This is a genomic window from Pseudomonas sp. P20 (assembly GCF_016463925.1).
Classification (GTDB): Bacteria; Pseudomonadota; Gammaproteobacteria; order Pseudomonadales; family Pseudomonadaceae; genus Pseudomonas; species Pseudomonas aeruginosa.
Window position 1 is genome coordinate 15,571 of sequence record NZ_JAEMVM010000026.1, and the last position, 12,649, is coordinate 28,219.

Genomic DNA, 12,649 nt, shown 5'->3' on the forward strand with positions numbered 1-12,649 from the left:
GAACCAGAAAGCATGATGGGCGAGTTCGAAGCCATCCGACCCTACAGTGACGCCGAAGTCCCCGCGGTATTGCAACGCCTCCTGAGCGACGACGCCTTCCTCGGCGCCCTGGTCCGCTACCGCTTCCCGCGCCTGGCCGGTCCCCTCGGTTGGCTGCTCAAACCTCTTATAGCCCATCGCCTGGCCCGCGAGGTCACCGGCATCCGCAGCGTCGCCACGCTGCAGGACAAGTTCGAGCCCTACGTCGACCACACCATCGAGAAGGCCACCGATGGCGTCACCTACTCCGGGGTCAATCGCCTCAAGCCAGGCTGCGCCTACCTGTTCATCGCCAACCACCGCGATATCGTGATGGACCCGGCCTTCGTCAACTACGCCGTGTACCACGCCGGCCTGCCGACCCCGCGCATCGCCATCGGCGACAACCTGCTGCAGAAATCCTTCGTCAGCGACCTGATGCGCCTGAACAAGAGCTTCATCGTGCACCGTTCGCTGAGCGGCCGGCGCGAGAAGCTCGCCGCCTACCAGACGCTCTCCGCCTACATCAACCACTCGATCCGCGAGGACCGCCAGTCGGTGTGGATCGCCCAGGCCGAAGGGCGGGCCAAGGACGGCGACGACCGTACCGACTCGGCGATACTCAAGATGTTCCACATGAGCCGTAAGGACGAACCCTTCGCCGAAATGGTGCGCGCCCTGCATTTCATCCCGGTGTCGATCAGCTACGAATACGACCCCTGCGACCTGGCCAAGGCCCGCGAGTTGCACACCCGCGCCAGCACCGGCGAGTACCGCAAGGCGCCGGGCGAGGACGATGCCAGCATCGCCCTGGGCATCACCGGCTACAAGGGCCGCGTGCACATCAACTTCGGCGCCGAGCTGGAGGGCGAGTTCAGCGACGCCAAGCAGCTGGCCGCCGAACTGGACCGGCAGATCCTCGGCAACTACCGTCTGTTCCCGGTGCACTACCTGGCCTACGAGATGAGCGAGAACCGCGACCCGGGCCTCGCCGTCCCCACGGCCGAGAGCCTGTTCGGCAGCGAGGAGCTGGAGAAGGCGCGCAAGGAATGGAACCGCCGCCTGGAGCAATGCCCGGCCGAGCAGCGCCCCTGGCTGGTGCTGCAATACGCCAACCCGGTGCTCAACCAATACCGGATCAAGCAGCAATCCTGAAGACGAAAGCCCGGCGCCGCCGGGCTTCTCCATCGGGCAACGGCTTCGAACCCGCAGGCGATGGACGGATAACCGCGATACGCTTATCCGCGTGCGGTTCGGCTCGCCGAGGCAGGGCTCTCAGAGCCGCGTGCTGGCCCAGCTGACCAGCAGCGCCAGGCCCAGGCAGGCGGTGCCGAATCGGTAGAAGAACAGGTTGATCCGCAGGGTCGCCTCGTCCATCGGCAATGCCGCCTCCCCCGCCTCGCCCTCCGCGGCCCAGCGCGCCAGGGCGCGACGCTCGCGTGCGCGGGTGGCCAGCAGCAGCCAGGCGCCGGCGACACCGAAGAACAGCGCAAGGCCGTTCACGGCCTGGGCGGGATGGGCGAGGAACAGCGCCCACAAGGCTTGCAAGGACATCGATAACCTCCGCAACAGGACCACACGCCGGGGCTACCGAATAACGCCTTGGGTGAGCTGATGACAGGACGGACCGTCGGGGACGGCAGGGAAGGACTGGTCGAATTCTATCCAGAATGCATGAGCGACGGCCAGCGGCACCCGGGTTGTCGCGACGAAGCGCAGCGGTTAGCAGCAATCCGTCTAAAAAAGGCGCGGCCTCGCCAGAGTGACCGACTAGTCTGAAAGTGCTTTGCCGGTCACAGAACCCCACCCAGGCAAACGACAACACAGGAGAGTCGTCATGCTGGAAACCGCACCCCACGAACATAACTATCTGATCGACCACCTGGACGAGATCGAGGCCGTGATCGTCGATCTTTCCTTCAATGTCCAGGACGACCGCTGGCTGGTGTACTGCACCGCCTGCGGCCATGAACACCTCGACCTGCCTGAGACCGACGAACGCATCAGCATCGGCGAGCCGGACCCGTTCCACCAGGCCGCCTGAGTTTCCCGAGCGCATGAAAAAGCCCGGCATCCGCCGGGCTTTCTCGTTACCGCCGGCTCATTGCTGGCCGAGGGTCTGGGCGATGGTCGGGTCCTTGAATACGCGGGTCAGGGCGTCGCTGAGCACCTCGCTGACCAGCTTGCTGTTGGTCGCCTGGTTCGGCGCCATGCCGAAGCGCTGGTTCAGCGAGGCGCCGTAGCGACCGGTGTAGCGCCGGCTGCTGTTCTGCACGTCGGCGCGGAAGGTCGCGGTGATGTCGGCCTGGGTGACGTAGACGCCGTCCTTCGGCGACTGGTACTTCAGCTCGGCCAGGGTCAGGGTCAGTTGCGGCGCGTTGTAGGCGTTGGCCGAAGGCGTGTAGCCGAGCAGGCGCACGGCCGTCTCGGCCTGGGCCTGGAGCTTGGGCACCACGTCCTCGCTACGGACGGTCAGGGTGCTGGTATCGGCGTAGAGGCCGCCGCGAGTGCCCAGGGACGGGCCGGGACGGCCATCGACCACCTTGACCACCACCGGCTGGCCATGGCCGACGGCGGTCAACGGTCCTTTAAGGACCGGTTGCGGGTCCAGTTGTTGCGGGCTCAGGGCGCAGCCGCCGAGAACCAGGGCGCTTGCGGTCATCAGGCTGAGCAACAGGCGATGCAGCATGCTCATCTCTCCATGGGTTGGGCACGAATGGCCGGCAGTATAACGGCGCCGCGAAGGCACCGCAGCATTGCCTTGGACGTTCGCCACGGGGCGCGGTTCCTCGCCTGTGGCAGGTGGCGCAGGGCACGCATGCCCGGCGTTTGGCAGATACGGCGCGGCGGATTGTCCCAGGGGGCTTTCGCCGGCGGGCACTTCGTGACCGGGAATGGGAAAAAAGTCTAAGGAGCGGGGTATTTTTTGATTTTCACCGTTATAATCGCCCCCCGATTATAAGGACGCCTCCTGATCGGGTTCCGGCCCCCGCGCCATCCCCCCACAGAGAGCCGCCAGTAGAGCGCTGCCCCATGAGGCAGACGCCCTGAAACGCCTGTAGCGAGTTTTTCGGCAAGGAATGCCGCATGACCCCGCACGATTCTGCGAAGGCATGCCCGCGACAGACGAGCCCTTCCGGCCCATGTCTCCAAAAGAGCGTGGATCGAAGGTATTTCACTACTTCACGAGAGTGTGGCGAGCAATGAAGAGTTTTGCGTCGGTAAGTGCGCCATTAGCGCTTGAAACAGCCCCCCGCAGACGCGACCGCAGCGGATACCTCATGACCAGAGCCTGACGGCCCGTTCCGTCGCGAATGTGCTTGCACGACCGGATGCCCGCATGGGCCAGCCAGGCTGCCAGATCGCCAGCCCCGCGCCCGGCATCCATAGGCGATGACGCCCGGCGTCCCGCCGTTGTTGCGAAGAATCGGACATGACGGCTCCCTCCGCCGCTGCCTGCCGGCCCGTACCGGCCTCGGCCCCGCCCCGTCTGTCGTCAATTTGGTGCTGAAGATTTTGGAGAAGCGTTAATGGCGCAAAACGATCACGAAACAGTCGACATGCTGCTGGTAGGCGCCGGCATCATGAGCGCGACCCTGGCGGTCCTGCTCAAGGAACTCGACCCCAACCTGAAGATGGAAGTCGTCGAACTCCAGGAGTCCGGCGCGATCGAAAGCTCCAACCCGTGGAACAACGCGGGCACCGGCCACGCCGGCCTGTGCGAGCTGAACTACACCCCGCAGTCGGCCGACGGCAGCATCGACATCAAGAAAGCCGTGGGCATCAACACCATGTTCGAGGTGTCGAAGCAGTTCTGGTCGCACCTGGTCGCCAAGGGCACCTTCGGCTCGCCGAAGACCTTCATCAACCCGGTACCGCATCTGAGCTTCGTGCGCGGCAGCGAAGGCATCGCCTACCTGAAGAAGCGCTTCGAATCGCTGACGAAGCACCACGCTTTCGAGACCATGGTCTACTCCGAGGACAAGGCCACCCTCGCCGAGTGGATGCCGCTGATGATGCCGGGTCGTCCGGCCGACGAAGCGATCGCCGCGACCCGCGTCGAGGGCGGTACCGACGTCAACTTCGGCGCCCTGACCAACCAGCTCCTGCAACACCTGGCGCAACAGCCGGGCGCGCAGATCCGCTACAACCAGAAGGTCACCCACCTGCGCCGCGCCGATAACGGCTGGCGGGTCACCGTCAAGGACACCCGCAACGGCGGCGACCGCGAGATCCAGGCACGCTTCGTCTTCCTCGGCGCCGGCGGCGGCGCCCTGCCGCTCCTGCAACTTTCCGGCATCCCGGAAGGCAAGGGCTTCGGTGGTTTCCCGGTGAGCGGCCAGTGGCTGCGCTGCGACAACCCGGAAATCGTCAAGCAGCACCAGGCCAAGGTCTACAGCCAGGCCGAGGTCGGCTCGCCGCCGATGTCCGTGCCGCACCTGGACACCCGTGTGGTGGACGGCAAGAAATCCCTGCTGTTCGGCCCCTATGCCGGTTTCTCCACCAAGTTCCTGCGCCATGGCTCGTTCCTCGACCTGCCGCTGTCGGTACGCCCGGGCAACATCCTGCCGATGCTCTCGGTGGCCCGCGACAACATGGACCTGACCCGCTACCTGATCGGCCAGGTCATGCAATCGCCGGAACAGCGCCTGGAAGCCCTGCGCAAGTTCTACCCCGAAGCCAGAGCCGAGGACTGGCGCCTGGAAGTCGCCGGCCAGCGCGTGCAGATCATCAAGAAGGATCCGAAGAAAGGCGGCATCCTGCAGTTCGGCACCGAGCTGGTGGCCGCCCACGACGGCTCCATCGCCGCCCTGCTGGGCGCCTCGCCGGGCGCCTCGGTGACCGTCTCGATCATGCTCGGCCTGATCGAGCGCTGCTTCCCGGAGCAGGCCCGCTCGCCGGAGTGGAGCGCCAAGCTGAAGGAAATCTTCCCGGCTCGCGAGAAAGAGCTGGAAAGCGACGCCGAGCTGTACCGCAGCGTCAGCAGCCGTTGCAGCGAGGTGCTGGAACTGACCGCGAAGAACGACGTGCAGGCCCCGGTCAACGCCGAGTGAGCCGCGCTACGGAACAAGCCGCCTTCGGGCGGCTTTTTCATTTGTGGAGTCAGGCGCCGGCCTCGCAATTGATCATCCAGGACACCCCGAAACGGTCCACCAGGGTACCGAAACAGGGCGACCAGAAGGTCTTGCCCAACTCCAGCTCGACCCGCCCGCCGTCCTCCAGCAAGGCGTCATAGCAGCGCCGCGCCTGCTGCGGGTCGCGGGTATTCAGTGAAAGGGAAATCCCGGAGATCGGCTGCAACGCCGGCCCGTGCCCGTCCGAGGCCATGATCTGGCTGTCGCCGATCTGCAGGTTGGCGTGCATCACCTTGTCGCACCAGCCTTCGGGCACCACCACCGGACCGGGCGCCTCGTCGAAACGGAACAGGAAACTCACCCTGGCACCGATGGCGTGTTCATAGAAACGCAGGGCCTCTTCGCAACGGCCGTTGAAGCAGACGTAGGGCTGGACGTACATGGGAACCTCGGCAGGCTGTTTTTCCTGTGAGTGTAGAAAAGCAACAGCCGACAGGCAGCCTCTCGCAGAGCGAATAACGCAGTCCTGGCCATTCGCCCTTCCCCGCCGCCCTGGCGATCCGCGACCGCGGCGGGGCCCGCGCGGCGTCTATCGACCCTTGCCACCACCAGCCGCCATTCGGATGCTGGCGTTCTCCGACGGGCGTGACTCGGCGGACCGCGCAACGAAAAAACCCGCCGAAGGGCGGGCTTTTCGCTGCATGGCCGGCTCAGGCGCCCTTGGCCGCCTGCAGCGCTTCGATGTAGGGCACGGCCTGGCGCTGGTCGGCGACCAGGGCGACGAAGTCGTTGCCCTTGGCGTCGCGCGCGTCGAGATCGTAGCCGGCCTCGCGGAAGAAGGTGAGGAAGCGCTCGAAGTCGTCGATGCGCAGACCGCGATAGGCCTTGATCAGCTTGTGCAGCGAGGGGGGGGTGTCGTCGGCCGGCTCGACGCCGAGGAACAGCTTGATCGACTCGTCACTGATCTCTTCGCCAATGATCTGTTTCTTGTCTTTGCGCATCGCTTTCTCTCAACGGCTCTGGGGCCGGGCTCGCCCGGCGCGGGATAAGGCCAGGCAGTTTACTCCCGGCGCGCGGCGAGGCTCAACGCGCGCGTACCGCGCCGGTGTGCAGGTCTGCCCAGACATGGCCGTTGGGATAGGCGAGGAACTGGCAATAGACCGTCTGGTTGCGCAGCAGGTCGAGCAACGCCGGGTACTGCGCCAACGGGTAGTTGAGCGTGAGGGTGCGGGTCCCGGCATCGTAGACCGGCTTCTTCAGGCTCTTGCCTTCGCTGTCGAACTGGATCAGCACCTGGGCCAGGGTCGCGCCCTTGCTCAGCGGTTTGCCCTTCAGGCGCAGCAGGGTCGGCGTGGTGATCGGGATCGGCTGCTGGTTGGACTGCCGCTGGTTGCCCAGCACCACGCTGTACTCGGTGATCTGGATCAGTTGCTGCTGCTCCGGCGCCTCCTGGCGCAACTGGCCGTCGTCGGGCGGCAGGAAGCGCGCGTGCATCGGGGGATTCTCGGCGGCCAGGCCGGCCAGACTGACGAACAGAAGCAGGGAGCCGCACAGGCTACGGGCGAACATCGGGACCTCCGGACAGGGCGAGCCGGCACTCTAGCATGGCTGCCGACCCGCCGCCGAAGCGAAGCGCTCAGGCGAACTGGGCGCGCATCCAGTCCCGGTAGGCCGGCGCATCGGCGCTGCCTTCGGCAGGCGCCCAACTGGCGAACTCGCCTTCGCCGAGCGGGCGGTAAGGCCCGGCCTTGCATTCGAACAGGATGCTGTCCGGCTCCAGCACCACCAGGGCATGGAACACCCCGGGCGGCAGGTCGACACCGGGGCAGTCCCCAGCGGCGCTCAACTCGCGCTTGTCGAGGAGTTCCCCGTCCTCGGCGAAGACCAGCAGGCCGAGACGGCCCTTGAGCACGATCAGCGCCTCGGCCTTGCCCGCATCCAGGTGCCGGTGCGGCGGGATGTAGGTATTCGGCTGGAGGCCCACCGCCATGCGATGGCAGGGCTCCTCCATGCGGTGGAAGTTGTGATGCTGGCGACCACGCGGCGCGTTACCCGCCCCGCTCGCCAGTTCGACGAACAATTGCTGGTCGAGGTAGCGCGGTCCGGCCATCTCAGAGCCCCTTGACCGCGAAGATGCCCGCGGCGTTGCGCCAGTAGCCCTTGTAGTCCATGCCGTAGCCGAACACGTAGCGGTCGGCACAGTAGAGGCCGGTGAAGCTGGCCTTGAGGTCAGGCCGGGCCTTGCGCTCGTGCTCCTTGTCCACCAGTACGGCGGTGTGCACCGCGCGTGCGCCGGCATGCTTGCAGAAGTCGATGATCGCCGAGAGGGTGTGCCCTTCGTCGAGGATGTCGTCGATGATCAGCACATCACGGTCGATGAAGGAGATTTCCGGCTTGGCCTTCCAGAACAGTTCGCCGCCGGAGGTCTCGTTGCGGTAACGGGTCGCATGCAGGTAGGACAGTTCGAGGGGGAAGTCGAGCAGCGGGAGCAGCTTGCCGGAGAAGATCAGGCCGCCGTTCATCACGCAGAAGACCACCGGGTTGGTCTCGCCGAGATCGCGGTTGATCGCCTCGGCGACGCGACCGATGGCTGCCTCGACCTCGTCGTTGTTGAACAGGCAGTCGGCTTCCGCCCTGACTTGGCGGATGTGCGCGAGATCGACGGACATGGTGCTTCTCCCTGGCTGGGCTGAGAAAAAGTCGGCAAAGGTACTCATCCGGTCGCCATCGGGCAACCCCCGGCGGTCGAGTGCGAATCAGAATAATGGTCCAGACTGTGCGGAATGCATTACGCTAGCGCAATTTTTTTGCCCGCCCCCGTTGGAGACAGTCGCCCATGCCCGTACATGAGATCCGCCACCCCCTCATCCGCCACAAACTGGGCCTGATGCGCCGTGCCGATATCAGCACCAAGAACTTCCGCGAACTGGCCCAGGAAGTCGGCGCCCTGCTGACCTACGAGGCGACCAAGGACCTGCCCCTGGAACAGTACGAAATCCCCGGATGGGCCGGCCCGGTGACGGTGGAGAAGATCTCCGGGAAGAAGATCACCGTGGTGCCGATCCTGCGCGCCGGCATCGGCATGCTCGACGGCGTGCTCAGCCTGATTCCCGGCGCCAAGGTCAGCGCGGTCGGCGTCGCCCGCAACGAAGAGACCCTGGAAGCACGCACCTACCTGGAAAAACTGGCGCCGGACATCGCCGAGCGACGCTCGCTGATCATCGACCCGATGCTCGCCACCGGTGGCTCGATGGTCGCCACCATCGACCTGCTGAAGAAGGCCGGCAGCAAGGAAATCCGCGCCATGGTGCTGGTCGCCGCCCCCGAGGGCATCGAGGCGGTACGCAAGGCCCACCCGGACGTGATCATCTATACCGCCTCGATCGACGAGAAGCTCGACGAGAACGGCTACATCATTCCGGGCCTGGGCGACGCCGGCGACAAGATCTTCGGTACCAAGCAGAAGGAAGCCTGAACATGGGCGATGCCTTCCAGGAGCCGCTCTGGCGCCAGGTGCTGTCAGGCGCACAGATGCTGTTCGTCGCCTTCGGCGCGCTGGTGCTGATGCCGCTGATCACCGGTCTGGATCCCAACGTCGCGCTGTTCACCGCCGGCCTCGGGACCCTGCTGTTCCAATTGGTGACCGGGCGCCAGGTACCGGTGTTCCTCGCCTCCAGCTTCGCCTTCATCACCCCGATCATCCTCGCCAAGGGCCAGTTCGGCCTGGCCGCGACCATGGGCGGGGTAGTCGCCGCCGGCTTCGTCTACACCTTCATGGGCCTGGCGGTGAAGATCAAGGGCACCGGCTTCATCGATAAACTGCTGCCGCCGGTGGTGATCGGCCCGGTGATCATCTCGATCGGCCTGGCGATGGCGCCGATCGCGGCGAACATGGCGATGGGCAAGGCCGGCGACGGCAGCGAGTTGCTGCCGTACCGCACCGCGATGATGATCTCGATGCCGGCGCTGCTCACCACCCTGGTGGTGGCGGTATTCGGCAAGGGTATATTCCGCCTGGTGCCGATCATCGCCGGCGTGCTGCTCGGCTTCGCCCTGTCGTTCGTCTTCGGCGTGGTCGACACCGCCGCGATCGTCGCCGCACCCTGGCTGGAACTGCCGAAATTCACCGCGCCGGAATTCAACTGGCAGGCGATCCTGTTCATCGTCCCGGTGGCCCTGGCCCCGGCCATCGAGCATATCGGCGGGGTCATCGCGGTGGGCGGCGTCACCGGCCAGGACTACCTGAAGAAGCCCGGCCTGCACCGCACTCTCCTCGGCGACGGCCTGGCCACCTCGGCTGCCGGCCTGTTCGGCGGACCGCCCAACACCACCTACGCGGAAGTCACCGGCGCAGTGATGCTGACCAAAAACTACAACCCGAAGATCATGACCTGGGCGGCGGTGATCGCCATCACCCTGGCCTTCGTCGGCAAGTTCGGCGCGATCCTGCAAAGCATCCCGGTACCGGTGATGGGCGGCATCCTCTGCCTGCTGTTCGGCACCATCGCCTCGGTCGGCATGAACACCCTGATCCGGCACAAGGTCGATCTCTCGGAAGCGCGCAACCTGGTGATCGTCTCGGTGACCCTGGTGTTCGGCATCGGCGGCGTGCTGATCGGCAGCGGTACCGGCCCCGACGACATCGGCCTGAAGGGCATCGCCCTGTGCGCCATCGTCGCCATCGTCCTCAACCTGTTGCTGCCGGGCAACGACGGCTGGCAGAACAAGGCGCTCGACGAACAACACAAGGATTCACACTGAAAACAACGGACGGAACACTTCGCTGTTCCGTCCATTTTCCACCCGCCACGTTATTTTCAAAAGCATGTAGCCAATCGCTTACTACTTTGTAATTAAACTTCCCTGTATTTTCCAAATAATCACGTCATCTAACTGGCAGAGGCTTATTCGCGCTGCTATATAGCCAGTCAAGCATGACTGGCGAGCCGCTCTGCGCCGCACCCGGCGCGTCGCCAGCCATGAACTTCGAGTTTGGCGGATATATAAGGCCGATCATTTAAAGTCGTGGGAACTTTATTTATCCGCCAACATCGTCCTGCGCCACCGACATTCGTTATCGACAGGAAGTTAGAGATGAATAAACGCATTCCGGCAGTCTTGTTGTTCTGTGCCTGCGCCAGCCTGCTGGGCACCGCCCAGGCCGCCGGTACGCTGATCGGCCAGGTCGGCGTGCAGATGGTCATCGGTGCCGGCTGCACCATCATCAACGGCAGCGTCAGCGGCGGTATCAACCAGTGGGGAACCCTGGACTTCGGCAGCCATTCCGACCTCACCAACGTGGTCGACGCGCAGACCGTCGGCACCAGCGGCAATATCCAGATCCAGTGCAGCACCGGCCTGACCCCGAGCCTGACGGTGAACGCAGGCCTGCACGCCAGCGGCGGCCAGCGCTACATGCAGAACACCACCACCACCAGCAGCACCATCGCCTACAACATCTATTCGGACGCCGCGCGCAGCGCGCTGATCCAGGCCAACACACCGGTGGACATCTCCTCGGTCTCCACCGGCACCGCGGTCAACATCCCCCTCTATGGCCGCGTGGTGCCCACCGGACAAAGCACACCCACGCCGACGGCGGGGACCTACACCGACACCCTGCTGGTCACCATCGCCTGGTAAGACGCGCCGCCAGGCGCGGCGCCGGGCAGCATGGTCCTGGGGGGACCGATGAGCCTGAACCGCTACTTCACCGGAGGACTGCTCTGCCTGCTCGGCTGCAACCCGGCAAACGCGCAGACCGCCACCATCGTCCTGAGCGCCACGCTGCTCCCGGCCTGCGAGGCAGGTAGCGTCGGCAGCGGCGGCGCGATCACCTTCGGCACCCTCGACTTCGGCCAGTACGCCTCCCTGAACAACGCCATCAGCGCCACCAGCCAGCAAGGCGCAGGCTCCATCCGGGTCAGGTGCGTCAGCGGCCAGACCTATGCGATCACGCTCGACGGCGGGCTCTACGGCAGCGTCGCCACGCGGCGCATGGCGAACATCGCCAACACCGCCCTCACCCTGACCTACAACCTGTACAGCGACCGCCCCGGCGGCATCGTCTGGGACAACACCACCGGCGTTGCCGCCACCGGCAACGGCAACGACCAGTGGTACCCCATCTACGGCCTGGTGCCGGCACAGACCACGCCGGTCGCCGGGACCTACCGCGACACCGTCAACGTGACCATCAGTTGGTGATGCCGATGTCCAGCCGGCGTCTATTCCTGTCGCTTCTCCTGCTCCCGCTGCCGAACCTGGTCGCGCATGCCGATCCATCGCCGATCAGCCGCGCCTTCCAGGTCCAGGCGGTGGTCGCCAACGGCTGCGCCTTCGGCACCGCCATCAGCAACAACGCCTATGACCTCGGCACCCTGAGCTTCGGCACCCTCGGCAACCTGGCCAGTCCGGTTAACGTCGCCAGCAGCTCCGGGGCCGGCTCCATCGTCCTGACCTGCACTCCGGGAATGACCGTCTCCGTCGCCCTCGACTACGGGGTCAATGGCGGCAGCAGCAGCCAGCGCTACCTGAAGCGGGTGAGCGGTAACGAGACCCTCGCCTACCAGCTCTACCAGGATGCCGCCTACTCCCAGGTCTGGGGCAACGGGGCACTCGCGCGGACCATCGCCAACTTTCCCGCCAGCACCCAGACCTACACGGTATACGCGCGCCTGTTCGCGGTCGGCAGCCTGCCGTCCGCCGGCAACTACCGCGATACCGTCACCGTCACCCTTTCGTTCTGAGCCGTCATGGAGGATCACATGCCCAGTCCACACCTACCTCTCCGCCCCGGCCGCTGGCTTGCGGCGCTGCTGGCGCTGTTCCTGGGCGGCCCGGCACAAGCCGCCAGTGCGGTGCTGATCTGGCCGATCAACCCGGCCATCGAAGCCGACCAACCGGCCACCGCGCTGTGGCTGGAGAATCGCGGCAAGCAACCGGTGACCCTGCAGGTGCGCGTGCTCGGCTGGTCCCAGGCGGATTTCCAGGACGTCTATCGCAACCAGCAGGCAGTGATTCCCAGCCCGCCCTTCGTCAAGGTCGAGCCGGGCCGCCGGCAACTGGTCCGGCTGATCCGCCAGGGCGGCCAGCCCAGCACGCCGGAGGACGCCTACCGGGTGCTGATCGACGAAGTGCCCGACGGCGACGCGGGGCAGACGCAACGAAGCCCCGGTCTCGCCCTGCAGTTCCAGATGCGCTATTCGGTACCGCTGTTCGTCAGCGCCGACGGCGTCTGGACCCAGCCGCGTAGCGATGTCGAGCGCGACCCGGCCGACGCGACCCGGCCGAAGCTGGCCTGGCGGCTGGTCGAGGAACAGGGCAAGCGTTACCTGCAGGTGCGCAACGAGGGTAGCGTGCACGCCCGCCTCAGCCATGTCCGCTGGGAGGGCAACGGCCGCAGCCTGGCGCTGCTGGACGGCCTTCTCGGCTACGTGCTGCCCGGCCGGCAGATGCGCTGGCCGCTGCCGCCGGGGCTGCTGCCGGACTCCGGCATGACCCTGAAACTGCAACTGGCGGACAACGACGCGCCGATCAGCGTTCCCGGGTACTGA

Annotated in this window: 16 protein-coding genes; 9 read left to right on the forward strand and 7 right to left on the reverse strand. The window is 65.6% G+C overall.

Annotated features, from left to right (window positions below; genetic code table 11):
* Positions 1-12: 12 nt before the first annotated feature.
* On the forward strand, positions 13-1,173 hold the full coding sequence (locus tag JHD77_RS25450) for a 1-acyl-sn-glycerol-3-phosphate acyltransferase (protein ID WP_003099351.1): 1,161 nt from the start codon (positions 13-15) through the stop codon (positions 1,171-1,173).
* A 120-nt stretch (positions 1,174-1,293) separates the two neighbouring features.
* Here JHD77_RS25450 and JHD77_RS25455 read toward each other — a convergent pair whose 3' ends face one another.
* Complete coding sequence (locus JHD77_RS25455; protein ID WP_003114705.1) at positions 1,294-1,572, reverse strand: hypothetical protein; 279 nt, start codon at positions 1,570-1,572, stop codon at positions 1,294-1,296.
* Between the two features lie 283 nt (positions 1,573-1,855).
* Between JHD77_RS25455 and JHD77_RS32910 the strand changes: the two genes are divergently transcribed.
* The gene (locus tag JHD77_RS32910) at positions 1,856-2,062 is read left to right on the forward strand and encodes a hypothetical protein (RefSeq protein WP_003094951.1); all 207 of its coding nucleotides are present in this window, start codon (positions 1,856-1,858) and stop codon (positions 2,060-2,062) included.
* Between the two features lie 57 nt (positions 2,063-2,119).
* Here JHD77_RS32910 and JHD77_RS25465 read toward each other — a convergent pair whose 3' ends face one another.
* Positions 2,120-2,707, reverse strand: coding sequence for a YajG family lipoprotein (locus JHD77_RS25465; RefSeq protein WP_003094953.1), 588 nt, complete (start codon positions 2,705-2,707; stop codon positions 2,120-2,122).
* A gap of 841 nt (positions 2,708-3,548) precedes the next feature.
* Between JHD77_RS25465 and mqo the strand changes: the two genes are divergently transcribed.
* Entirely contained in the window at positions 3,549-5,072 is a 1,524-nt protein-coding gene (gene mqo, locus JHD77_RS25470; protein ID WP_003099345.1) for a malate dehydrogenase (quinone), read from the forward strand.
* 49 nt (positions 5,073-5,121) lie between these two features.
* On the opposite strand, the gene JHD77_RS25475 is transcribed toward mqo, so the two are convergent.
* From JHD77_RS25475 to JHD77_RS25495, 5 genes are all read right to left on the reverse strand, one after another.
* The gene (locus tag JHD77_RS25475; RefSeq protein ID WP_003094957.1) at positions 5,122-5,535 is read right to left on the reverse strand and encodes a VOC family protein; all 414 of its coding nucleotides are present in this window, start codon (positions 5,533-5,535) and stop codon (positions 5,122-5,124) included.
* 268 nt (positions 5,536-5,803) lie between these two features.
* Positions 5,804-6,094 (reverse strand): PA4642 family protein, encoded by a 291-nt coding sequence (locus tag JHD77_RS25480; RefSeq protein WP_003099343.1) that lies wholly within the window; start codon positions 6,092-6,094, stop codon positions 5,804-5,806.
* Between the two features lie 82 nt (positions 6,095-6,176).
* The gene (locus JHD77_RS25485) at positions 6,177-6,662 is read right to left on the reverse strand and encodes a hypothetical protein (RefSeq protein WP_003094962.1); all 486 of its coding nucleotides are present in this window, start codon (positions 6,660-6,662) and stop codon (positions 6,177-6,179) included.
* 67 nt (positions 6,663-6,729) lie between these two features.
* Positions 6,730-7,203, reverse strand: coding sequence for a WbuC family cupin fold metalloprotein (locus JHD77_RS25490; protein WP_003099342.1), 474 nt, complete (start codon positions 7,201-7,203; stop codon positions 6,730-6,732).
* 1 nt (position 7,204) lies between these two features.
* A complete protein-coding gene (locus tag JHD77_RS25495) occupies positions 7,205-7,762 on the reverse strand; it encodes a hypoxanthine-guanine phosphoribosyltransferase (RefSeq protein ID WP_003099341.1) in 558 nt (185 codons plus the stop codon).
* A gap of 167 nt (positions 7,763-7,929) precedes the next feature.
* On the opposite strand from JHD77_RS25495, the gene upp reads away from it, so the two are divergent.
* The 6 genes from upp (at position 7,930) to JHD77_RS25525 (ending at position 12,649) form a co-directional block, all read left to right on the forward strand.
* Positions 7,930-8,568, forward strand: coding sequence for a uracil phosphoribosyltransferase (gene upp / locus JHD77_RS25500; protein ID WP_003094968.1), 639 nt, complete (start codon positions 7,930-7,932; stop codon positions 8,566-8,568).
* Between the two features lie 2 nt (positions 8,569-8,570).
* Positions 8,571-9,854 (forward strand): uracil-xanthine permease family protein, encoded by a 1,284-nt coding sequence (locus JHD77_RS25505; RefSeq protein WP_031756243.1) that lies wholly within the window; start codon positions 8,571-8,573, stop codon positions 9,852-9,854.
* A gap of 333 nt (positions 9,855-10,187) precedes the next feature.
* Positions 10,188-10,736 carry a Csu type fimbrial protein gene (locus tag JHD77_RS25510; protein WP_003099340.1) on the forward strand — a complete coding sequence of 183 codons (549 nt, stop codon included), beginning with the start codon at positions 10,188-10,190 and terminating at the stop codon, positions 10,734-10,736.
* A 30-nt stretch (positions 10,737-10,766) separates the two neighbouring features.
* Positions 10,767-11,300 carry a Csu type fimbrial protein gene (locus tag JHD77_RS25515; RefSeq protein ID WP_003146046.1) on the forward strand — a complete coding sequence of 178 codons (534 nt, stop codon included), beginning with the start codon at positions 10,767-10,769 and terminating at the stop codon, positions 11,298-11,300.
* Positions 11,300-11,842 carry a Csu type fimbrial protein gene (locus JHD77_RS25520; protein WP_003099337.1) on the forward strand — a complete coding sequence of 181 codons (543 nt, stop codon included), beginning with the start codon at positions 11,300-11,302 and terminating at the stop codon, positions 11,840-11,842. Before JHD77_RS25515 ends, JHD77_RS25520 begins: the two co-directional genes overlap by 1 nt.
* A gap of 18 nt (positions 11,843-11,860) precedes the next feature.
* Positions 11,861-12,649, forward strand: a complete 789-nt coding sequence (locus JHD77_RS25525) for a fimbrial biogenesis chaperone (protein WP_023097003.1) — start codon at positions 11,861-11,863, stop codon at positions 12,647-12,649.